At 36.9% G+C, this 22,546-nt stretch carries 18 protein-coding genes; 10 read left to right on the top strand and 8 right to left on the bottom strand.

The genetic code is table 11. From position 1 onward, the window contains the following. Positions 1 to 53: 53 nt before the first annotated feature. Positions 54 to 698, bottom strand: a complete 645-nt coding sequence (locus tag FEZ33_RS04020; RefSeq protein WP_138404113.1) for a CpXC domain-containing protein — start codon at positions 696 to 698, stop codon at positions 54 to 56. Between the two features lie 174 nt (positions 699 to 872). On the opposite strand from FEZ33_RS04020, the gene rpiA reads away from it, so the two are divergent. Both rpiA and FEZ33_RS04030 read left to right on the top strand, forming a co-directional pair. Continuing rightward, positions 873 to 1,559: a ribose-5-phosphate isomerase RpiA gene (rpiA, locus tag FEZ33_RS04025; RefSeq protein ID WP_138404114.1), complete on the top strand. Its 687-nt coding sequence runs from the start codon at positions 873 to 875 to the stop codon at positions 1,557 to 1,559. A 21-nt stretch (positions 1,560 to 1,580) separates the two neighbouring features. Further along, positions 1,581 to 2,885, top strand: coding sequence for a pyrimidine-nucleoside phosphorylase (locus FEZ33_RS04030; RefSeq protein WP_138404115.1), 1,305 nt, complete (start codon positions 1,581 to 1,583; stop codon positions 2,883 to 2,885). A gap of 48 nt (positions 2,886 to 2,933) precedes the next feature. Here FEZ33_RS04030 and fni read toward each other — a convergent pair whose 3' ends face one another. Genes fni through mvk form a run of 4 tightly spaced genes read right to left on the bottom strand, consistent with a single transcriptional unit; the run spans position 2,934 to position 7,186 of the window. Then, positions 2,934 to 4,007 (bottom strand): type 2 isopentenyl-diphosphate Delta-isomerase, encoded by a 1,074-nt coding sequence (gene fni / locus FEZ33_RS04035; RefSeq protein ID WP_138404116.1) that lies wholly within the window; start codon positions 4,005 to 4,007, stop codon positions 2,934 to 2,936. 14 nt (positions 4,008 to 4,021) lie between these two features. Next, on the bottom strand, positions 4,022 to 5,176 hold the full coding sequence (locus FEZ33_RS04040; protein WP_171031277.1) for a phosphomevalonate kinase: 1,155 nt from the start codon (positions 5,174 to 5,176) through the stop codon (positions 4,022 to 4,024). Between the two features lie 11 nt (positions 5,177 to 5,187). Beyond that, complete coding sequence (gene mvaD, locus FEZ33_RS04045) at positions 5,188 to 6,180, bottom strand: diphosphomevalonate decarboxylase (RefSeq protein WP_235888763.1); 993 nt, start codon at positions 6,178 to 6,180, stop codon at positions 5,188 to 5,190. Positions 6,181 to 6,193: 13 nt separating this feature from the next. Further along, on the bottom strand, positions 6,194 to 7,186 hold the full coding sequence (gene mvk / locus FEZ33_RS04050; protein ID WP_138404118.1) for a mevalonate kinase: 993 nt from the start codon (positions 7,184 to 7,186) through the stop codon (positions 6,194 to 6,196). Positions 7,187 to 7,687: 501 nt separating this feature from the next. Here mvk and coaA point away from each other — a divergent pair. Next, entirely contained in the window at positions 7,688 to 8,623 is a 936-nt protein-coding gene (gene coaA / locus FEZ33_RS04055; RefSeq protein ID WP_138404119.1) for a type I pantothenate kinase, read from the top strand. A gap of 18 nt (positions 8,624 to 8,641) precedes the next feature. Continuing rightward, positions 8,642 to 10,192 (top strand): glutamine-hydrolyzing GMP synthase, encoded by a 1,551-nt coding sequence (gene guaA, locus FEZ33_RS04060; protein ID WP_138404120.1) that lies wholly within the window; start codon positions 8,642 to 8,644, stop codon positions 10,190 to 10,192. A 171-nt stretch (positions 10,193 to 10,363) separates the two neighbouring features. Here the strand turns inward: guaA and FEZ33_RS04065 are convergent, their stop codons facing one another. The 3 genes from FEZ33_RS04065 to FEZ33_RS04075 form a co-directional block, all read right to left on the bottom strand. Beyond that, complete coding sequence (locus FEZ33_RS04065) at positions 10,364 to 11,266, bottom strand: glycerophosphodiester phosphodiesterase family protein (RefSeq protein ID WP_138404121.1); 903 nt, start codon at positions 11,264 to 11,266, stop codon at positions 10,364 to 10,366. Positions 11,267 to 11,375: 109 nt separating this feature from the next. Then, positions 11,376 to 12,230: a transporter substrate-binding domain-containing protein gene (locus tag FEZ33_RS04070; RefSeq protein WP_138404122.1), complete on the bottom strand. Its 855-nt coding sequence runs from the start codon at positions 12,228 to 12,230 to the stop codon at positions 11,376 to 11,378. A gap of 24 nt (positions 12,231 to 12,254) precedes the next feature. Beyond that, a complete protein-coding gene (locus FEZ33_RS04075; RefSeq protein ID WP_235888765.1) occupies positions 12,255 to 12,968 on the bottom strand; it encodes an amino acid ABC transporter permease in 714 nt (237 codons plus the stop codon). Positions 12,969 to 13,182: 214 nt separating this feature from the next. Here FEZ33_RS04075 and FEZ33_RS04080 point away from each other — a divergent pair, with 214 nt between their 5' ends. From FEZ33_RS04080 to FEZ33_RS04105, 6 genes are all read left to right on the top strand, one after another. Further along, on the top strand, positions 13,183 to 14,952 hold the full coding sequence (locus FEZ33_RS04080) for an ABC transporter ATP-binding protein (RefSeq protein ID WP_138404123.1): 1,770 nt from the start codon (positions 13,183 to 13,185) through the stop codon (positions 14,950 to 14,952). Then, positions 14,945 to 16,729, top strand: coding sequence for an ABC transporter ATP-binding protein (locus FEZ33_RS04085; protein ID WP_138404124.1), 1,785 nt, complete (start codon positions 14,945 to 14,947; stop codon positions 16,727 to 16,729). The genes FEZ33_RS04080 and FEZ33_RS04085 overlap by 8 nt, the downstream gene beginning before the upstream one ends. Positions 16,730 to 17,333: 604 nt before the next feature. Next, positions 17,334 to 18,689, top strand: coding sequence for an FAD-dependent oxidoreductase (locus tag FEZ33_RS04090; RefSeq protein WP_138404125.1), 1,356 nt, complete (start codon positions 17,334 to 17,336; stop codon positions 18,687 to 18,689). A 424-nt stretch (positions 18,690 to 19,113) separates the two neighbouring features. Next, on the top strand, positions 19,114 to 20,145 hold the full coding sequence (locus FEZ33_RS04095) for a branched-chain amino acid aminotransferase (RefSeq protein ID WP_138404148.1): 1,032 nt from the start codon (positions 19,114 to 19,116) through the stop codon (positions 20,143 to 20,145). Positions 20,146 to 20,184: 39 nt separating this feature from the next. Next, on the top strand, positions 20,185 to 20,940 hold the full coding sequence (locus FEZ33_RS04100) for a 2-keto-4-pentenoate hydratase (protein ID WP_138404126.1): 756 nt from the start codon (positions 20,185 to 20,187) through the stop codon (positions 20,938 to 20,940). Between the two features lie 18 nt (positions 20,941 to 20,958). Next, positions 20,959 to 22,143 carry an ABC transporter substrate-binding protein gene (locus FEZ33_RS04105; protein ID WP_138404127.1) on the top strand — a complete coding sequence of 395 codons (1,185 nt, stop codon included), beginning with the start codon at positions 20,959 to 20,961 and terminating at the stop codon, positions 22,141 to 22,143. Positions 22,144 to 22,546 lie beyond the last annotated feature (403 nt).

Raw genomic sequence — 22,546 nt, forward strand, 5'->3', positions numbered from 1 at the left:
GTCTAAGTCTCAAGCGTAAATAGCGTAGAGATTTAGACGGTTTTAGTATTTATTTAGCTACTACTTAAAGCATGTGCAGCCCATTCTGCATTGATTAAATGAAATTGGCCAGTTTCTGTTGTATTCACTATCTTCTTATATTTGTCTTTGGCGAATTTAAGTAAATTATCACTAAAATCAACTAAAAGTTGTTCATTAGCCGTAATGTACATAATTTTTGGTACGCCATCTTTCATATAGAAGAAGCGTGATTTAACCTCTTCATTAGGTCTTTCTTTAGCAAATAACCCATCTGTCAATAATTTAACAATTTCGACTTCGCGGTCATTATAGTGATGTTCAAATAATTGAATTTTTTCAATTAAATCAGCATGGTGTGTTACAATACGCAATTCGTAATCAGAAAGATCCACTTTCTCATCGCGAGTCACATTTTCTAAAAGTGTACTCAATTGATTTTGTTTGTTTTTTAAGTTTGGTACTAAAAAGACCATAAACTTTTTAATGGGATCATGATATAAGAATTCTGTTTCGATTTGTCTGCGTGCACCACAATTACTACATTCAAAATATTGTAGTTGGCCATTTAATAAGTCTTTTTTCAAGTTTGGCTGAAATTTAGAATTTACACGTGTTTCTACTTCTTGTGAAGCGGGCGTTTCACACACAGGGCATTTAATTTTAACTACTTGTTTCATTGAATCCTCCTAGAAGCTGTTCTATTGATATAGTCAATACATTCATTATAACAAAAATAGATAATTTATACGATATCAAAGGTAACAAGTATTCATGAGTATGCTATAATTTAATTGATAGGGCTACCAAAGTGAATGGAGCTCAAATATGAGAGAAGATAAGGTGGATGACAAATGTCTTTAGGGAAAGAAGCTGTTGGACGGAAAGCAGCAGATTATGTTGAAGATGGGATGGTAGTTGGCTTTGGTACGGGCTCAACTGCATATTTCTTTATAGATGAAGTTGGAAAAAGAATACAAGCTGGCGAACTGAAACATATTGTTGGAGTTGCGACGTCTCGTCGTACTTTAACGCAAATGCAGTCTTTAGGCATTGAGAGTCGTTCGCTAGATGATGTAAACTTTATTGATTTACTTGTTGATGGGGCCGATGAGACGACCCATGATTTTAACGGTATTAAAGGTGGCGGGGGCGCTTTATTATACGAGAAAATCGTTGCTCAAAACAGCCGTCGGATCATTTGGATTGTGACGGAAGATAAATTGGTCGATACTTTAGGTAAATTCCCACTTCCTGTCGAAATTGTTCAATTTGGAAGTTGGAAATTATTCCGTACTTTCGATCAATCAGGTATGAATCCAACATTTAGAAAATCAGGCCAAGATACTTTATTTATTACAGATTCTGGTAATTATATTATTGATTTAAATTTAGATGTGATTCAAAACCCTCATCAATTAGCATTTGAGCTAAGTAATATGGTTGGGGTTGTCGAACATGGTTTATTTTTAAATTATCCTGATGTCATCTTATCAAGTGATGCTGAAGGAAATGTACAAGAAATTACACGAAGTAAATAATATTGGAAGTGGAGGCAAGTTATGAGAGTTGTTGATATCATTGAGAAAAAACAAATGGGTGAAGAGTTAAGCGAAGCAGAAATTCGCTTTATGGTGGAAGGTTTGACTTATGAGTCTATCCCGGATTATCAATTGAGTGCTTGGATGATGGCAATATACTTCCAAGGTATGAATGAAAAAGAAGCCAGTCATTTAACTATGGCTATGGTTGAAAGTGGAGATCAGATTGATTTATCTGGAATTGATGGCGTTAAAGTTGATAAGCATTCAACGGGTGGAGTAGGAGACACAACAACGATTGTCCTTGCGCCATTAGTTGCGAGTGCAGGTGTTCCCGTTGCTAAGATGAGTGGACGGGGTCTAGGCCATACCGGTGGAACCTTAGATAAATTTGAAGCCATTGAAGGCTTTAAGATTGAAGTACCAATTGAGAAATTTATCGAACTAGTGAATAAGAATAAAGTGGCGGTTGTTGGACAAACTGGTAACTTAGCACCCGCAGATAAGAAGATGTACTCATTACGTGATGTGACAAGTACTGTTCAATCGATTCCATTAATTGCGAGTTCCATTATGAGTAAGAAAATTGCCTCAGGTGCCGATGCGATTGTATTGGATGTTAAAGTGGGTGACGGTGCGTTCATGAAGACTGTTGATGATGCACGTCAATTAGCTAAAACAATGGTCCAAATCGGTGAACAAGTGAACCGTAAGACTTTAGCGGTTATCTCTGATATGAGTCAACCTCTTGGTTTTGCTGTTGGGAATGCTTTAGAAATTCAAGAAGCAATTGATACTTTAAGAGGCGAAGGACCTAGCGACTTAACTGAGTTATGTCTAGTCTTAGGAAGCCAAATGTTAATGGCTGCGAATAAAGTTGAAAGCTTAGAAGAAGGTAAAGCCTTATTACAAGAAAAAATCGACAATGGAGAAGCATTAGAAACACTCCGTCAATTTATTAAACATCAAGGTGGTAACCCAGCGGTTGTTGATGATCCAAGTTTACTGCCGCAAGCGAAATATCAAACTGAAATTAAAGCAGACCGTGATGGTGTGCTTAGTGATTGGACAGCACATGAAGTCGGAGTAGCTTGTAGTCTACTTGGAGCAGGTCGCGAGAAATATACAGATGATATCGATCCAGCGGTTGGTGTAGTTCTTAAAGCGAAAGTTGGAGATTCAGTTAAAAAAGGCGATCCGATTGTTGTTATTCACTCGAATACAGAAGATATTTCTGAAGTTAAAGATAAATTAACAAAAGCCTTTAAGATTAGTGACCATAGTGAACCAATTCAATTAATTGTTGATACAATTAACCATGCATAGAAAATACTAAAAATCCCATTGTCTCATTGAAGAGGCAATGGGATTTTTTTAACGTCTTGCAAGGTATTTATAATCAATCTTACGTAATTCAGCGTATTCACGCAGTGGACCACGTAGTAATAATTGAGTTTCTTGTAGTTCTTGGATGTTATGACAGTTTAGTAATAGAAGCATATGTTTGATAGCTTTCTCCCAATCTAGGACGATTTGAGTAGCAGCATCGACGCCTTCTAAGTGGACTGTCTGAAGTAATTTACCTGATAGGCCAGTCGCTTTGGCACCAAGAGCCAATGCTTTAACGATATCGTAAAAGCTTCTGACTCCACCACTGGCTAGAATATTTACTTCTTTTTGTAAAGAAAGTGATTCTAACAATGATTCTGGAGTTGTTTGACCCCATTCACCAAGTAAACTGAAATCAATGGTGTCACGACGATCATTTTCGATATTAACGAAGTTTGTCCCACCTCGTCCGCTGACATCAATGTTTTTAACACCTAGTGAAATTAGTTCTTCCATCGTTTCTTTGCTCATACCAAAACCGACTTCTTTAACAATGACTGAAACATCTAAGCCTTCAACAATTTGTTGAATATTTTCTTTCCAGGTTGAGAAATCACGGTCACCTTCAGGCATCACAACTTCTTGGGGGGTATTCAAGTGAATTTGTAAGGCATTAGCATCTAACAGGTCAACGGCGCGTTTAGCGTTTTCTAAGTCATGGTGCGCACCTAAGTTTGCCATAACGAAGCCGTTTGGATTATTTTTTCTAATAATCGTAAACGAATCTCTGACTTCAGGTTCTTTCAAAGCAACACTGACGGAACCAGATGCCATCGCTAAGCCTGTCTCATGCGCAAGTTTTGATAGCGAATCATTGAATTGTTTCGTATAGGTTGAACCACCTGTCATCCCATTGATATAGAAAGGAAAACGGTGAGTCGTATTTGCCCATTGAGTTGACGTATCTATTTGGTCAAATTTCACATCGCTGAATGAATGATGCATAAAGCGGATATCATCAAACGCCGATGTTTGTAATTTACTTTGTTGTTCTAAAGCCAAGTTCACATGATCATCTTTTCGTTGTTGAGCAAGTGAAGGTTGATTTTCTTTTGTCATAATTGCCTCCGATACTATGTTGTTTCCGTAGAGAAGGGTGGAGTCACTTGCAGTGGTAAAGCTACAATATCTTCCGATTCCCATTCTTTAATTAAAGTCTCTGTTTCGATATCTTGATGGCCGATAGCAATGCCACAATCTCCGCCGCCAGCTCCCGAGGATTTAGCAATGTAAGAGTGTGGAAGGGCTGTTTCAATAAATTGAGTCAGTTCTTTTGTTTCAATGTTTAGTTGATAAGTCCGGCTCAATTCTAATAATAATTGACGATATACTTGAATTTCATCTTGAATGCTTGCTAAGTTCTTAGCTTGAAAGCCACTACGCATGCGTTCAACCGATGTCATTGCGCTCTTTAAGAATGATTTGAAGACGTCATCTGATGGATTTGATCGTTCAAGTAATTGCCCGACTAAGTTCTCAGTTGAAGCAGGTGATTGAGTCCAACCAATAAGTAAGGACAATTCTTCAGGAACATTCAGTGATTCAATGACAAGGTCTGGCCAATTCTTTAGAAGCAATGAAGCCAACGGTGTATTAGCATGAACCATCTCTTTCAACCACTCACGGTCAAAAGATTGATAATAAACCCAGCCACCAGTCGTAATTGTCGCGATATCAGCCAAACTCCCATTTGATTTCGATAAAGCCAACGCAATCGCAGCCAGTTTAAAGATAGTCACATGGTCTAATGCTTGTACTCCATGATAAGCTAATATCCCTTTAATCGTCGCTACGACAATTGCACCACTTGAGCCTAAACCGAATTTTAACCCATCTTTATTAATTAAGTCTGAATTAAATTGAATATTATAATTTAAAATAGAGACATTTAAGCTTCGTAAAAGTGATTCAGTGACACGAATCGCATTAATACAATAGTGCCAACCAGTTGCAGTATTTGGTGCAACTTGGAAATGATTATCTTTTCGATCATAATTCAAAGGACCTAATTCAGACAAATTAGTCGTTATTACTCCACCTTCAGTATGCTCACTCGCAGTAACTCGAGCAGTTAAGAATTGATCGACCGCTATAATAATAGCCGGTTGTTTCGGGAATAAAATCGCATATTCACCCGTTATAAATAATTTCCCTGGTACTTTAACGGTACTAGATTCATTGAAGGACGTTCGATTGAAAAGATCCTGTATCGATGTTTGTGTTGACAATATCTACACTCCTAACTAATCTTATGCGGTCCTTTTCCAGGTCCAGTTATAACTAGACGATCACTTGAAAAATGTTTTTCAAAGGCTTTCTTAATTTCTTCGGCCTGGCTTAAACGGCAAAGAACTTTCACGTTTGGTCCAGCATCCATTGTAAAGTAACAAGGAATGCCAGCCTCACGAAGTTCTCTGACGATGTTCATTGCAGTCAGAGATTCAGGTTCCCAATAAGTCATACTTGGATCAGCAGCAATAATCGTCGCATGCATCTTCATCGCATTATGTTCTGCGATTTGTCCAATCGTCGGAAAATCTCTATTCTCAATGGCAGGAATGATTGCTTCCAAATCTTCAGCCACTGTTTCCGGCCAAAGTTTGTAGAAAGGAGAAGTTTCGATAGTATGTTCCATTCCGACACGACTACTAATTTTCTTTTGTTCTTTATTAATCATAACAACAAGCATACCAATATCCCAATCAGCCTCATCAATCATCTCAGCAAAACTTGAATCCGATTCGTTCCCAATTCCTTTATGCCAAACGGTAAAGCCACCAAATAAACTACGAGTAGCACTTCCAGAACCACGACGAGCGTAGGTAGACAGTTCTTTATTCGATAGATTTGTCTCAAATAAATCATTACAGGCACTAGCTAAAGCTGCAAAAGCCGATGCCGAAGAGGCAAGACCGGCTGCAGTTGGAACATGATTGGTACTGTTTACGTGTACTGGTCGATGTATACCAGATAAATCTCTGAACATATTAATAAAACGCGATACTTTCTCGATCGCGTTAATGTCTTGTATTTGACCATCTAAGGTAAAGGTATCCTCATTGGATTGAGAATTCCATTCTAAAGTTGTTTCTGTATAAAATTGATCAAGCGTCAAAGAAAGACTACTTGTAACGGGAAGGAACAATTCTTTGTTTCGTTTTCCCCAATACTTAATTAAAGCAATGTTAGTATAAGCACGATACGTTGTTGTATCCATTTGTTTATGTTGCATTATAAACCTCACCTTATATTGTTTTTAAATCTAATGACCAAGTTTTTGTTGCGCCCGCATCCATCATTGCTTGTTGAATCAAATCGGCTTCGACTTTAGTTTGAGCTAGTGCGATTACACAGCCACCGAAGCCTCCGCCTGTAAGTTTAGCACCTAAAGCACCGGCTATCCAAGCAGCGTTAACGATACGGTCAATATGGGCATTTGAAATCTCTAATTGATTGAGATAGTAATGGTTATATGTCATCAAGCGACCTAATTCATTGATATCTTTCCCTTGAATCGCATCAACAGATTGTTGGACAAAGCCACCAATGGCCCTCATCACCGTTCTAATAAAATCTGGTTTCGATTCTTTTAATTGTCTCACCTTACTCACGGCTGTCTTCGTCTGACCTGGCATATCACTGTCAGCTACAACTAAGTAAGCATCTAGGTTAATTTTAATCGTTTTTGCTGTTTGACTTTTACGATAAATAACCGGTGAATTTGTACTAGCTAAAAGAGTATCTAAACCACTTGTTGATTCATGGGCGATAACCTCGGCTTGATTCACAATGAAATTCAACTGATAATTAGATATTTCTTGCTTGTAAAAATCACACAAAGCACGAACTAGCGCGACACTAACCGCAGCTGACGAACCCATACCTCGCCCTGAAGGAATCGAACTATCGATAGTAATATCCATAGGCGTATTCGCTAATTTAAAGCTACTCAGAGTCACTTCAATAGCTTGCTTAAGGTTATCTAAAGATTCCGGCGCATCTTCTATAATGCCATCATAATATGAACTATGAATGTAAGTATGATTAGATTTAGAAGGAGTGATCGTCACAGTCACATTGGCCGAATTAAAAGGTAATGCAATCGCAGGGTAGTCGTAGACAACCGCATGCTCTCCCATCAATATAATCTTACTATGAGCCTTACCTATACCAATAAGTTGTTTCGCATTTGAAGTCATTAATTTAGATTGATAATTATGTCGCTTTGATATGTCCATTTTCTACCTCCCATCACTTTTTTTATTTATATAAAATATTATTATTATATCACATTATTATTTTACATAAATACTATTAGAATACAACCTTTAGTAAGCATTTCCATAAGGAATAGTGTTAAAAAAAGTGACTATTTCTATATATTTTAATTAAATGTATCTATAAAAATATCGAATGAGATAAGCTAAAACCCGAACATTCACTCGAATTTCTAGTTTATTTATCGGAGTTTTATTGTGTATTACTTTTAACCGTGGTAAAATTCTAAAATTAATACACTAAGAAATTCAATCGAATTGATAGTTTAATTATATAATATTCAACAGTTTTTGCAATAAATCGTCCCGAAGCTTTAATCATCACGCTTTTTTTGAGTGGATAATTAGAAGTTATAGTCGTTGTTAGTAAAATTTATGAAAATGGTTTCTTTCAAGCCTTTAAACTATTCCTGGAGAGTGCTAAAATACTTATAATTAAAGTAAAGTCTAAGGAGTGGTCATTTGACTAGCGAATTATTTACACATTATTCTAGAAAAGAATGGGAACGATTTAACCAAATGAAAGGAAACCTAAAACCAATTGTAGGATTGGAAGAATTGGTTTCCTTAAACGACCGATTATCACAACAAGATGTGAAAGAAGTCTACGTCCCACTAGTTCATTATATTGATGTAATGCTTAAGAACAAAGATGAATATGAAGTAGAACGTGATAAATTCTTTGATATTATCGGTGAGAAAAGTTCATTTGAGAATAATACATTCATGATTGGTGTATCCGGAAGTGTCGCAGTAGGAAAGAGTACTTCAGCGAGAGTACTTCAGCGCTTGCTTCAGAAATACTATCCTGAGAAGCGGATTGAATTAGTGACAACCGATGGATTTCTATACCCAAATGAAGAACTAGAACGACGTGGAATAATGAAACGGAAAGGATTCCCGGAAAGTTATGACATGCCTCGTTTACTAGAGTTTATGAGTAAGGTAAAAATTGGGGTAGAGGATGTTGAATATCCGACATATTCACATGAAATCTATGATATAGTACCAGGAGAAGTTCAAGTTATGAAGAAACCTGATATCTTAATTGTTGAAGGAATTAATGCCTTTCAACTACCGGAAAACCAACAAACGTATATGAATGAGTTTTTTGATTTTTCAATCTATATAGATGCCGATCCACTTCATATTAAAACCTGGTTTATGGACCGGTTCAAGATGCACATGGAATCAGCGAAAGATGATCCAACGAACTATTTCTATGAAATTACCAAATGGCCATCTGAAAAAGTGGAAGACTACGGGAATGAAATTTGGTATACAATTAACTTAACCAACCTTGTTCAACATATTCAACCAACAAGAGGTCGGGCTGATGTAATCTTATATAAAGGAAAAAATCATTCGATTGACAATGTTTACGTACGTAAATATTGATTAAAAAAGGAGAATTGCATGGAAACAAATTTATTAGATATTGAGAAAATCGTTGTATTAGACTTCGGAAGTCAATACAATCAATTAATTACAAGACGTATCCGTGAATTTGGAGTATTCAGTGAATTATTACCCAATGACACAACGGCTGAAGAAATAAAAGAAATGACTGGCGTTAAAGGGATTATCCTTTCAGGAGGGCCTCATAGTGTCTATGCTCCAGGCTCATTTGATATTGATCCAGCTATTTATGATTTAGGTCTTCCAGTATTTGGAATTTGTTACGGAATGCAATTAACAACTAAATTATTTGGCGGAGAAGTTGAAGGTTCAAACAAACGTGAATATGGCCAAATGCCAATTAACATCAGTAATAATGAAGCGGGAATCTTTGAAGATTTAGAAGAAACTGAAACAGTTTTAATGAGTCATTCGGATTTAATTACAAAAGTACCCGAAGGCTTCACTGTTACAGCAAGTAATGAAAGTACACCGATTGCTGCGTTTGAGAATACAGAACGTCAAATTTATGGTGTTCAATTCCACCCAGAAGTTCGTGCAAGTGTTCATGGAAATGACATGTTACGTAACTTCATCTTCAATATTTGTAACGTTTCTGGAGAATGGTCAATGGAGAACTTTATTGATATTGAGATTGCGAAAGTGCGTGAACTTGTTGGCGACCGTAAAGTATTATTAGCTTTATCAGGTGGAGTTGATTCAAGTGTCGTTGGTGTGCTTTTACAAAAAGCAATTGGCGAGCAATTAGTCTGTATCTTTGTCGATCATGGATTACTTCGTAAAAACGAAGGTGACCACGTGATGGCAGCTTTAGAAGAATTCGGCTTAAACATTATCCGTATTGATGCTAAAGAGAGATTCTTTTCTAAATTAGAAGGAGTAAGCGATCCAGAAGAAAAACGTAAAATCATCGGGAATGAATTTATTTATGTCTTCGATGATGAAGCGACTAAGTTAGAAGGAATTGACTTCTTAGCTCAAGGAACACTTTATACAGATATTATTGAATCTGGAACGAAAACGGCTCAAACAATTAAATCTCACCACAATGTGGGAGGTTTACCAGAAGATATGCAGTTTGAATTAATTGAACCGCTAAACACATTATTCAAAGATGAAGTCCGTGCATTAGGAACGGCTTTAGGTATGCCAGATTCAATCGTTTGGCGTCAACCATTCCCTGGACCAGGATTAGGAATTCGTGTGTTAGGTGAAATTACTGAAGAAAAAGTTGAAATCGTTCGTGAATCTGACGCAATCTTACGTGAAGAAATTGCTAAACATGGTTTAGACCGTGATATCTGGCAATACTTTACGACTTTACCAAACGTAAGAAGTGTTGGGGTTATGGGAGATGGCCGTACATACGATCATATGGTCGGAATTCGTGCAGTAACGTCGATTGACGGAATGACTAGTGAGTTCGCTCGCATTTCATGGGATGTATTACATGAAATTAGTAAACGAATTGTCAATGAAATCCCTCACGTTAACCGCGTAGTGTATGATGTGACAGGTAAACCACCTTCAACAATTGAGTGGGAGTAACACCAATTTTCTTTAAGAGAAAATGTTGGTGTTATACCTGCAAAGAGTACTAGGCTTTTTCCAAGTCGAAGACGCCGGGAAAAGTCAGGACCTTACTGCTGGGAATAAGAAATATTAAATGAAATAGGCTGGATGACATGAAATTTGTCATCCAGCCTATTTTTTGTGATTCTAACCCTCATTCAACACTTTCTCCAACAACTCAGGATTATCTGTCATAATCCCATCAACGCCTTTAGCAATCAAATCATGCATAGTTCCTTCGTCATTAATCGTCCAGTAATAAACATCTAGTCCGCGTTGACGTGAGCCGTTAATGATATTTTTCTGCGTCAAGTCTAACCCATGTTGGGTCGTTGGTAGTTGGAAAGCTTGCGCATCTGTATGTGCAAGCCCATTCAGTCTTAAAATCATCTTTGTTAAATAAGAGGTTGCTTCACTGACACCGGCACCAATAGCTACTTGACCTTGAGATACTTCTTTGAAGCGTCTGTTAATCTTATGGTCGAAACTGCCTATAACGACTTTATCTTCCATATGGTACTTTTGAATTAGACGCCACATCTCTTGAATTAAGTCTTCGTAAAGCGCTGGGTCATTAGTATCTTTTAATTCAATGACAGCAGGTGTGTGAGGGAATAATAAGAATATCTCTTCGACAGTTGCTAGTTGAACACCTTGATCTTGATAAGGATAATTACCTTCTAAATCTTGGAATGTTACACCCGCATCGAACGATTTAATCTCAGTTAAAGTGAGTTGGTTAATATAGCCACTCCCATCTGTAATTCTATCGACAGTAGGGTCATGACTGGCAATGAGATATCCATCTTTGGTAATATGAACATCATACTCGAACATGTCTGCTCCGGCTTGTGCAGACCTAGCGAATGCTTCTAAGGTTTCCTCAGGTGCCAGGGCACAACCTCCGCGGTGGGCTATATTTAAGGGTCTGTCTTGTTTCTCATAATTAAAGGGTGTCGTTTTTTCTTTAGGTGGCCATGCATAGATTGCTAACCAAGTTGGAATTACTACACCCGCGATACCTAATGTTTTCTTCCATAGTGAGCTCATAGTGATCCTCCTATCATCTTGATAGATTAATTATATCAAAATTTTTATAAGATAGTTAGAAAGAAAAACACCTAAGAACATCATTGTCTCAGGTGTTTTCATTCGTAGATTAGTCTTCTAACTCAATTACTGGAAGGTCACTAATTTTGATGCCGTTGATTTCTTCTTGTTCAACGGACACATCATCACCATTAAAGTATTGAGCGGAGATCTCTGCTAAAGTGCCATCTTCTTTCATCTCAACTAAGACAGCATCAATAGCTTCTTGAAGCGCGTTTGATTCATTATTATAGACGAAGGCACTGAATGAAGGGTTGTAGAATACATTCCCAAGTTTAACACCTAAGTCGCTAAAGAAATCAATAGAAGTCTTTTGTAAGTAGTAGTCATTAGGGATGAAGTCAGTACGTCCATTCGCAACATCTAGGAAATATTGATCGTTTGTTGCGTTGTCATAAGTCACAAGTTCAGCTCCTAATTGAGCGGCTACTTGCATATAGTTGGTTGTCGCTCCACCAGCAGCTTTTTTACCAGCAAAGTCTTCAATCGATTCAATACCTGAATTATCAGATAAACGGACAACGATCGAAGTGAAACTGTATTTAATAGGTTCACCGATTAAGAAATCTTTCTCACGTTCAGCAGTGGGTTGAACTCCTTCAGCGACCAAGTCAACTTGACCTGACTTCACAGATGTTAACATTCCGTCAACACCCATCTCCATGAACTCAACTTCAAGACCTAGGCGATCAGCTACCTCACGAATTATATCAATATTATATCCAACTAATTCGTTGTCCTCATTATAATAACCACTAGGGTAGAGCGTACCTGATATGGCTGCGATGAGATGACCTCTTTCTTCTACGCGACTTAAGGAATCATCTTCTTGAGCTGAGACAGCCGTGAATTGTGTGAAGAAAAGTGAAACGATAACTAATGCACTAAAGAATTTTTTGAACATTTTTTACTCCAATCATTTTTAATTCTAAGGAGACATGCGTTTGCTAGGGGGAGTTATCTGATCTGGCTTATATAGTCGCTCTAAGTAATCTTGTAAGAAACCATAAATAACACAGATAATCCAATAAATAATTGCGATAAGAAAGTACATGGTCATATAGTCATTATTAGCTCCACCGACAATTTTAGCTTTTTGGAAGATTTCTGGAACAGTAATCATGGCTGTCAGTGAGCTTCCTTTTACCAAGTCCAATAAGACGTTACTCAAGGCAGGAATCGCAATACGAGTGGCTTGAGGGAAAATAATTTTTCTCAAAACTTTTCGTCGATTCAATCCCAAAGACTGAGCAGCTTCCCACTGACCCTTGTCGATGCTTTCAATAGCTGAGCGAATAATCTCAGAACTGTAAGCACTGCTTGTTAGTCCAAAGCCAAGGACCGAAGCTTGAATAGCTGTCAGCATAAGATTGGCTAAAGGGAGACCAAAGTATAAAAAGAATAAGGTCACGAGTACTGGCACACCTCTGAAGAAAGAAACATAGAACCGAGCGAGGATTCTAAGTAGCCTTGATCTTGAGATTCGCATAAGGGCAAGGATTGTTCCTCCGATAAGACTCAGGATGAAACTTAACAGTGAGATAGCAATCGTATAACTAAGCCCTTCGAGTACAAAAGGGATACTTTCAAGCGCAAGTTGGGGATTAAAAATATAATCCCATCTGATATCTGATAAAATAATTTTAGTCACTGATCCTCTCCTTTGAAAAAATATAAACAATAAGTATGTTATCACTAGATTTTAATAAATACAAGTTTTTGAATTGCGTTTTCTATATATAATTGGAAGAACAAATCTGATGAAAAAAGGAGCCATCATTGACATTAAAACACTATTTTGACTATAATTAATATACTGCTTTTTAAGAATTTTCATAGATTGAAGTGAGGTTAATATGTTTGCAATATTCAAAAAATTAGCATGGTTCTTTAAACTGAGATGGAAAACCTATGCACTTGCCATAGGTGGCTTAACTACCTGTGCCATCTTATCAGCGATTATCCCATTAATTATCGGAGGATTAGTCGATTCAATGGCAACCGGGACTATTACTTGGGACCACTTAATACAACAGACTGGATTACTCCTTGGTATTGGCTTACTTATGTATGGATTAAGATACATGTGGCGCAGTAATTTGTTTGGGAATTCAACATTGTTAGAAGCGATTATGCGTAACCGTTTGTTTGATCATTTTACTAAGATGGATCAGAAGTTATACGGGCAATATCGTACTGGTGATTTAATGGCACATGCGACGAATGACTTAGCTGCTTTACGCTTTGTTGCTGGTGGGGGAATTATTACTTTAACTGATTCCTTATCAATCACTGTCGTGACTTTGTTTTCAATGATTTTTATTATTGACTGGCAATTGACCTTGTTTACTATTTTACCTTTCCCATTATTGATTTTTGTTGCCCAATATTTAGGAAAATTAATTAATAAGTATTTTAGAGGGTCATTAAAAGCTTTCTCTGATATGAATGATCATGTACAAGAGAGTGTCTCCGGAATGAAAGTGATTAAAGCTTTCGGTGAAGAGGAAGAGGAAGAGGATTACCTAGATTTTGTTAAAGAAACGGACAATGTCGTTGAAAAGAACAAGAAAGTATTCCGAATTGATTCGGCTTATACGCCTGTCATCGATGTGATTACTGGTTTAACTTATGTATTAACGATCTTTTTTGGGACATACTTTATCCAAAATGGTCGTATTACTTTAGGAGACTTAATCGCTTACCTAAGTTATTTAGGAAATATGACTTGGCCATTATTAGCTGTTGGAAGATTAGTGAATACAATGGAGCGCGGGAATGCGAGTTATGATCGAGTAACTGATTTGCTATCTGAAAAAGCAAGTGTCGTCAATGATCCCAATCCTGTTAAAAACTTAGAATATAATGATTTAAAAGTAAATATTAATACCTTTAGTTATCCAGATTCAGAAGTAGAAATTTTAAGTGATATTCACTTTAAACTGGAAGAAGGGGATACTTTAGGCATTGTTGGCCGAACAGGGTCTGGAAAGAGTTCCTTGTTTAACTTATTAGTGCGAAATTTTGATGTTGAATCTGGAGAAATCCTTATTGATAACACACCACTGAATAAGATTGATATGACAGAATTAAATGATCGAGTTGGGTATATTTCACAGAACAACTTACTTTTCTCAACGACAATCCGAGAGAACATTCGCTTCGGTCGTCCAAATATGACACAAGAAGAAGTCGAATATTATGCAAAGGTTGCAGATGTTCATGAAGACATCCTAACTTTCTCAGATGGTTACGATACCTTGGTTGGAGAACGCGGTGTGAGTTTATCTGGTGGGCAGAAGCAACGGATTTCAATCGCTCGAACATTAGCGATGAATCCAGAAATATTAATTATGGATGATGCGCTTTCCGCTGTGGATGCTAAGACAGAACAAAGGATATTAACGAACTTACGTGAATTCTGTCAAAAAGGGATCACAATCATAGCGACTCATCGATTAAGTTCAATTATGCGTGCAGATGAGATCCTAGTCTTAGATAATGGGCATATTAGCGAACGAGGAACTCATGAGCGGTTACTCTCGTTAGAAGGTTGGTATGACAATATGTTCCGTCAACAACAATTAGATCAGAAAATTTCAGAAAGTGGGGAAGACAATGAGTAATACGAAACAAAGAAAAACAAGCTTCTCACTAAAAGAGCAATGGAACATATTACGTTATTTATTCTCATTTGCGAAATCTGAAACTAAATGGTTTATCTTATCTATTGTTATGATGGTTATTGCTTCTGCTTTATCAGCTTACTTACCTATTATTATTCAACAATATATTGATGAGTACTTATCGACAAGTTCAGCAACAATCCAAATTACTTTACAAGTAGCTGGAACGTACCTTGTTTTATTACTTTTAAGAATGGTCATTGTCTACGTTAAAGATTACACTTTTAAATTAGCATCCGAGCATACGGTAGCGAATATGCGAAATAATTTGTACCACAAATTAGGGAAATTAAGTTTAGATTACTTTAACAAAACACCTAATGGTGAAGTTGTCTCACGTGTGACGAATGATACCGAGACAATTAAAGAATTTTGGAATGTGTTTTTAACATTTTTCGATGGTTTTATTAATGCAACGATGATTGCGGTAGCGATGTTTTCACTTAGTGTATCGATGTCTTGGGTCTTCATGGCCTTTATCCCCGTCATATTCATCTTGATATACGTCTACCAAAAGATTAGTACTGTCATCTACCGTCGTATGCGCCAAGCGTTAAGTAAGGTGAATGCGCGCTTAAGTGAGTCAACAATGGGGATGTGGCTCATTCAACAATTCAATCAGACCCAGCGAATGAAAGAAGAATTCGATGAAGTAAACCAGGAATACTTAGTGGCTAGAACTAATATGTTCAAGATGAATGCTGTGCTATTAATGCCTGCCATTAACCTTATTGAACAAATTGTGTTGGTCATTGTCATCTGGATCTTTGCTGCGCAATTACTTTCGGGTTCAGTCGTTGATATTGGGATTATTTACGCTTTTACGTCTTATTCTAAGTCATTCTTCCATCCAATTGGAGGGATGTTAGACAGCTTGAGTATTTACCAAGATGGGCTAGTTTCAGCCTCTCGCGGGATGGCTTTACTAGCAAATGAGAATACAGAACCTCAACCAAATGCGAATGCAGTGGATTCATTGATTGATGGTCAGATTAACATTGATGATTTGTATTTCTCGTATGATGGTAAAAATGATGTATTGAAAGATATCGATTTAGAAGTGTCTCCGGGAGAAATGATTGCGATTGTTGGTCATACCGGATCTGGAAAGAGTACAATCATTAATCTGTTAATGCGATTCTACGAATACCAACAAGGATTAATTTCCGTTGATAAAGAAGATATTCGTGGTTACACCAAACGAAGTATTCGCTCTCAAATCGGCTTAGTCCAACAAGATGCGTTCATGTTCTATGGTAATTTCTATGACAATATTCGTTTACATGGAAACTATTCAGATGAAGAAGTGAGAGAAGCTGCAGAATTTACAGGAGCAGATCACTTTATTAAATCAATGGAAGATGGTTATCGTTCTCACATCAGTGAGGGGGGAACTTCACTATCAGCTGGTCAGAAGCAGTTAATTAATATTGCACGTACGATTATTCGAAATCCGCGAATTTTAATCTTAGACGAAGCTACGGCCAATATTGATACGGAGACGGAGCAGTATATACAACAAAGTCTTGAAAAGATTCGAGAGCAAGCGACATTAATTGTCATTGCCCACCGACTTTCAACAATCAAAGATGCTGACAAAATCTACGTTCTGCACAAAGGCCGTGTTATCGAACAAGGTCATCATGATGAACTGATTAAATTAGAAGGAACATATTACGATATGTACCGCCTGCAATCTTTGCAAGGAAAAGTATAAGAAAAAAAGCAAAGTGTGCTAACTAGCCACTTTGCTTTTTTTGTCTAAACAATCTGTTAAATAGACAATAGCCCTCTCAATAAAGAGAAGGCTACCTAACTATTCAATATTATTATTCTAAAGTTCTTTCTTGTAACTATTACTTAAAATTAATTCTTTCTCATTTAAACGATATATTCCCATAACCTCTAATATACCCTTGTAACCCTTTAGTTACGCCAGTTTGATTAAATTTCATCAAAACAAATTAAATTCTTGCATAAAAAATATCTTTCGCGTATTAACTAGTATAACACGTTTAGTATTAAATAGCGAATTCTGTAAATAAAATAATGATTCTTGTTGTAAATTTACTTGTGAATAACTATCCAATATATATTAAATTTTAAATAACAATATATTATATTGAAGTAATATATACCGGATTAATTTTGACTTTTATATAAAATAAAAACAATTTATTACTAATATTCAAATGGGTATTGTTATGAGGTGTCTTGTTAAATGCTGTTAAATAAGCATTTTAAATGACTGAGTTCTGAATATTTGAAATGGTATTAAAATGTGATACAATTAATCTGTTAAAAAAATTGGAGGTTTTGTCATGAAAATTATTGTTGTAGGTACTTCACATGCTGGGTATGAAGCAGTGCAAACTATCTTAAAAGAAGATTCAAATGCTGAGATTCATTTATATGAACGCGGGGAAACAGCATCATTCTTATCTTGTGGGATTCAAAGTTATTTAGAAGATATCTCACCTTCATTAGATAGTTTACATTATGCGAATGAAGAAAGTTATAAAGATCAAGGCGTTAATGTTCATATGAATAGTGACGTAGTATCTGTGAATCCTGAAGCTAAAACTATTACGGTTAAAACTGCCGATGGAGAATCAGAAGAATCTTATGATAAATTATTCCTTAGTCCAGGAGCTGTACCCATTGAAATTCCAATTCCAGGAACTGATTTAGATAACTTATATTACTTACGTGGCCGCAATTGGGCAGATAAAGTAAAAGAACGTATGTCATCTGCTAAAAAAGCTGTTGTCGTAGGTAGTGGATATATTGGAATTGAAGTTGCAGAAGCTTATGCGAAAGCAGGAATTGATACAACGGTCATTGATTCATTAAATACTATCTTACCAACGTATTTAGATAAAGAATTCACTTCTGTATTACAAGAGAACGCACTTGAGCATGGAATGAAATTCCATGGCGGTGAAAAAGTTCAAGAAATCATTGGTGAGAATGGTTCTGTTGCAAAAGTTGTAACAGATAAAGGCGAATACGAAGCAGATACAGTTGTGATGGCTGTTGGTGTACGTCCAAACACACAATGGTTAGACGGTATTTTAGCACGTAATGAACGTGGCTTTGTTGAAGTGAATGAACATATGCAATCAACATCGAACCCAGATATTTACGTAGCTGGAGATGCAACCTTAATTCCATTTGCACCAACTGGAGAAAAACGTGCCATTGCATTAGCTTCTAACGCACGTCGCCAAGGTGTGATCGCAGCTAAAAATATGCTTTCAGATAACAAATTCGAAATGCCAGCTGTATCAGGTACATCTGCATTATCATTATTTGATTACCACTTTGCTTGTACAGGAGTTAAAGACTGTGACGCAGATTCAAATACGGTTGATAGCAAATTCTATGAAGAGACGCTTCGTCCTAAATTCATTGGTGACGATACAACAGTTAAGATGAAAATTCACTTTGAAAAAGATACAAATCGTATTGTTGGTGCGCAATTAATGTCTAAAAAAGATGTTATGTTTGCGATTAACACAGTTTCAACAGCAATCTCAGCTGGCTGGACATTAGAACAATTAGCTTTAGCTGATTTCTTCTTCCAACCAGAATATGACAAACCATGGAATTTCTTAAATGTGCTTGCACAACAAGCTTTAGGAGAAACGTTTGGTAGTGACAAAGAATTATTCTAATTAATTAATGAGGCGCATCTTAGATTTTCTAATCTAAGATGTGTTTTTTATTAGTTTTAAATTAGAAAAAGTGTTGACAATCTCATTTAAAGGTGATAAATTGTATTTACTAAAGATATTTGGAGAGAGATAACATGAAAACTTTTAGCACACACACATTTAAATTAGCTACAATTATTAGCATTATTAGATAGTGTTTGTATCCGCAGTATAGATACAAACACGAAAAAACTTTCAAGTTTGTATCTATGCGTGCTAAGATTTTTGTTGCTCGTATAGACTAATAATCTAAACGAGTGGCAGATTCAAATCTCGCTTCTTAATATACAGCAGTCAAACCCTGTTTAGATTATTAGTTAATCTAAATAGGCTTTTTTTGTAATAAAAATTTGTTTAGGAAAGGGAATGAAGATTAATAATGGAAATGTCAGTTAAACCACAAGATTTAAATTGGGAAACCTTAGGTTTTGGATACATTAATACTGGTAAGAGTTTTAGAGCTTACTACAAAGATGGAAAATGGAGCGAAGGCCAAGTAGTAGAGGCCAATACAATCACAATTAGTGAAGCTTCGCCAGCCGTTCATCTAGGTCAACAATGTTTTGAAGGACTTAAAGCCTACAGAACTAAAGATGGTTCAGTTAACTTGTTCAGAGTAGATGAAAATGCGAAACGACTGGCACGTTCAGCTGATCAAGTGATGTTGCCACCGTATCCAGAAGAAGCGTTTGTTGAAGCGGTGAAAGAAATCGTCCGTGCAAACGAAGAATGGATTCCTCCTTATGGAACAGGTGCAACACTTTACATTCGACCATTCTTAATCGGAGTCGGTGATATCGTCGGCGTATCTCCGGCATCAGAAGCCTTATTCGGAATATATGTCACACCTGTCGGTGCATACTTTAAAGGCGGTTTACAACCCGCACCTTTCATGGTCAGTGAATATGACCGAGCTGCACCAAGAGGAACCGGATCAGCTAAAGTGGGAGGAAACTATGCCTCAAGTTTTAAAGCAGGAAAAGAAGCTCAGGTGCATAACTTTGCGGATTCAATCTTCTTAGACCCAGCAACACATACAAAAATTGAAGAGGTCGGGGCAGCGAACTTTTTCGCTATTACTGAAGATGATGTCTTTGTCACACCTAAATCACCGTCTATTTTACCAAGTATTACAAAATACTCTTTATTGCATTTAGCAGAACATGTGCTTGGTTTAGAAACTTTTGAAGGTGACGTCTTTATTGACCAACTGGATCACTACAAAGAAGCAGGGGCTATGGGGACAGCCGCAGTGATTACACCGATTGGAAGTATTACTCAAGGCGACAAGAAACATGTCTTCTATTCAGAAACTGAAGTCGGACCACTAACTAGAGCCCTTTATGATGAATTAACTGGAATCCAATTTGGTGAAAAAGAAGGACCCGAAGGTTGGATTCAAAAAGTTGAATTTTAATTGTTGATGACTTGGATTAAAAGAAAGGAATTATAAAAAATGACAAACAAAGCAGAATTACTATTTAAAGCTTACCGAGATAACGCACCTTTGGAAAAAGGGAAGTTTAATTTCGAATCGACTCAAGAAGCCTATCAAGTACAAGATGATGTACTTGCTCTGAAAGAAGAGAATGGTGAAAAACATCAAGGTTACAAAATCAGTTTAACGAGTAAAGAAACGCAAGATTTATTCAATAGTGACTCACCTTTATTCGGACAAATGACCGATGTCACTGTGAAAAAAGATGCTTCACTTTCATTAACTGATTACAATGAACCTCTTCTAGAAACTGAGTTAGTCTTCTTAGTTCAAGAAGATGTTAACGGCGACGATACAGACGAGGAAGTAATGAGAAAATGTTTGGTTGCCCCAGGGATTGAAGTACCCGATGGCCGTTATGATGACTGGTTCCCTAAGACAACTTTCTATGAAGTTATCGCAGATGGTGCAGTGAATGGGGCAGTCGTTTATGGAGAAGCCAAGCAATACAGTTATGACGATGTGAAAAATATCGAAGCAGTTCTGTATTTAAACGATCAAGAAGTCAAACGAGGAAATTCTGAAGAAGTATTAGGACATCCAGTTAATTCCGTGAAATGGCTAGCCAAAGCCTTAGAAGAGCGTGGGGAAAAATTAACTGCTGGTCGATTTGTCTCATCAGGAACATTTATGCTCCCAGAGAGATTAGAAGCCGGAAATTATCGCGTTGAATATGAAAATGTCGGTGACGTTCAATTAACTGTCAAACCATAAAAATCGGAGGAAAATAAAATGAAATTAAATAAATTAAGTAAGTTATTATTATCAGGTTTAACTTTAGTCGGTGCCTTAGCGATGCCATTCTCTAACAGTGTGAGTGCTCAAGAAGCAACAGGTGAACCAGTTGTTCTAGGAGTAAACTTAGAACTGACAGGACCCGCAGCGCCATACAGTGTACCCGCTGTCGAAGCCTTTGAATTGTTTGTTGAACAAAAGAATGCTGAAGGCGGAGTATTAGATGGACGCCCATTAGAACTTGTAGTCTTAGATAATAAGACAGATACAACCGAAGGAGTTTCTTTACAAACACGTTTAGCGAATGATGAAGACGTTGTTGCTGTCTTTGGACCAAACGCTTCTGCAGTTGTTAATGCAGCAAAACCTGTAATCGAAGAAAATAATAAACCAAATGTCCTTCCAGCGACGACAGGAGATGGCCTGACATTAGATAGTAACGGCGAAGCCGTAGAGAACTTATTTAGAGTTGCCTATGAAGATTCATATCAAGGACGTGCCGGAGCTGAATATGTTTATAATACACTTGGCGCTGAGAACACGCTTCTTATCGTAGATAACGCATTAGATTATTCTTTAGGTCTAGCGGACGCTTTCGTTGAAGATTATGAAGCTAAAGGAGGAACTGTTGTTGCAACTGAAGCTTATACTTCAGGTGATACAGACTTTTCATCACTGTCTACAGCAGTTTTAGGACATGAATTCGATGCCATTTATGTACCTGGTTACTATACAGAAACAGGCTTATTAGTCAAAGCACTCCGTGAAGTTGGCGTAACAGCACCAGTGGTTGGAGCAGATGGATTTGCGAGTGATACATTCGTAGAATTAGCTGGACCTGAAAACACAAATGACGTTCACTATACAACTCACTATGACACATCTTTAGAAAACGAAAAATCTAATAACTTTGTCGCAGACTATGAAGAAAAATTTGGTAAAGCCCCAGATACATTCGCTGCTTTAGGTTATGATGCGATTGCTTTCTTAGTTGACGGTATCGAAAGAGCTGGATCAACAGAGGCTGACGCAGTTAACCAAGCTTTAGCTGAAACTGTCGACTTCGAAGGAGTGACTGGTACATTCTCAATTAATGAAGAACATAACCCTGTGAAACCAGCCGTGATGGTTACCCTAGAAAACGGGGAAATTGTCAATGCTCAAGAAGTAAATGTGGAATAAATGTAATTAAAAAGAAGGAACTGTTCATTTTTGTACAGTTCCTTCTTTTTGTTTATGAGGAGGATTGAGAAACAAGCATTCAATTAAAATTCGAGTGCTCGTTTCCGGCTAATCAGTCATTCGATTAAAATTCGAGTGCTCGTTTCCGGCTAATCAATCATTATACTGGTCCTATGAACGTGGACAACCAGGCATATGCTCATTTATATCGTGAACAAATCCTATTTCAGCTATAAAATACGTGGACCAAGTAGTTTATTTCAGAATAATTATAGACCAGACGTCATTAACTGTTATTTTTATAGAAAAAGAAGCAAGAACAATAGTAAACTGTCCTTGCTTCCTAATATTAATAATGTTTTGTGAACTAGAATTGAAATCCTATCAGATATCGAATTTATGG

The organism is Ruoffia tabacinasalis (genome assembly GCF_005864045.1).
Classification (GTDB): domain Bacteria; phylum Bacillota; class Bacilli; order Lactobacillales; family Aerococcaceae; genus Ruoffia; species Ruoffia tabacinasalis.

Excerpts from the sequence above, each read along its gene's own strand:
- FEZ33_RS04020 (WP_138404113.1), bottom strand. The coding sequence starts at position 698 with ATGAAACAAGTAGTTAAAATTAAATGCCCTGTGTGTGAAACGCCCGCT.
- rpiA (WP_138404114.1), top strand. The coding sequence starts at position 873 with ATGTCTTTAGGGAAAGAAGCTGTTGGACGGAAAGCAGCAGATTATGTT.
- FEZ33_RS04030 (WP_138404115.1), top strand. The coding sequence starts at position 1,581 with ATGAGAGTTGTTGATATCATTGAGAAAAAACAAATGGGTGAAGAGTTA.
- fni (WP_138404116.1), bottom strand. The coding sequence starts at position 4,007 with ATGACAAAAGAAAATCAACCTTCACTTGCTCAACAACGAAAAGATGAT.
- mvaD (WP_235888763.1), bottom strand. The coding sequence starts at position 6,180 with ATGCAACATAAACAAATGGATACAACAACGTATCGTGCTTATACTAAC.
- mvk (WP_138404118.1), bottom strand. The coding sequence starts at position 7,186 with ATGGACATATCAAAGCGACATAATTATCAATCTAAATTAATGACTTCA.
- guaA (WP_138404120.1), top strand. The coding sequence starts at position 8,642 with ATGGAAACAAATTTATTAGATATTGAGAAAATCGTTGTATTAGACTTC.
- FEZ33_RS04065 (WP_138404121.1), bottom strand. The coding sequence starts at position 11,266 with ATGAGCTCACTATGGAAGAAAACATTAGGTATCGCGGGTGTAGTAATT.
- FEZ33_RS04070 (WP_138404122.1), bottom strand. The coding sequence starts at position 12,230 with ATGTTCAAAAAATTCTTTAGTGCATTAGTTATCGTTTCACTTTTCTTC.
- FEZ33_RS04080 (WP_138404123.1), top strand. The coding sequence starts at position 13,183 with ATGTTTGCAATATTCAAAAAATTAGCATGGTTCTTTAAACTGAGATGG.
- FEZ33_RS04085 (WP_138404124.1), top strand. The coding sequence starts at position 14,945 with ATGAGTAATACGAAACAAAGAAAAACAAGCTTCTCACTAAAAGAGCAA.
- FEZ33_RS04090 (WP_138404125.1), top strand. The coding sequence starts at position 17,334 with ATGAAAATTATTGTTGTAGGTACTTCACATGCTGGGTATGAAGCAGTG.
- FEZ33_RS04095 (WP_138404148.1), top strand. The coding sequence starts at position 19,114 with ATGTCAGTTAAACCACAAGATTTAAATTGGGAAACCTTAGGTTTTGGA.
- FEZ33_RS04100 (WP_138404126.1), top strand. The coding sequence starts at position 20,185 with ATGACAAACAAAGCAGAATTACTATTTAAAGCTTACCGAGATAACGCA.
- FEZ33_RS04105 (WP_138404127.1), top strand. The coding sequence starts at position 20,959 with ATGAAATTAAATAAATTAAGTAAGTTATTATTATCAGGTTTAACTTTA.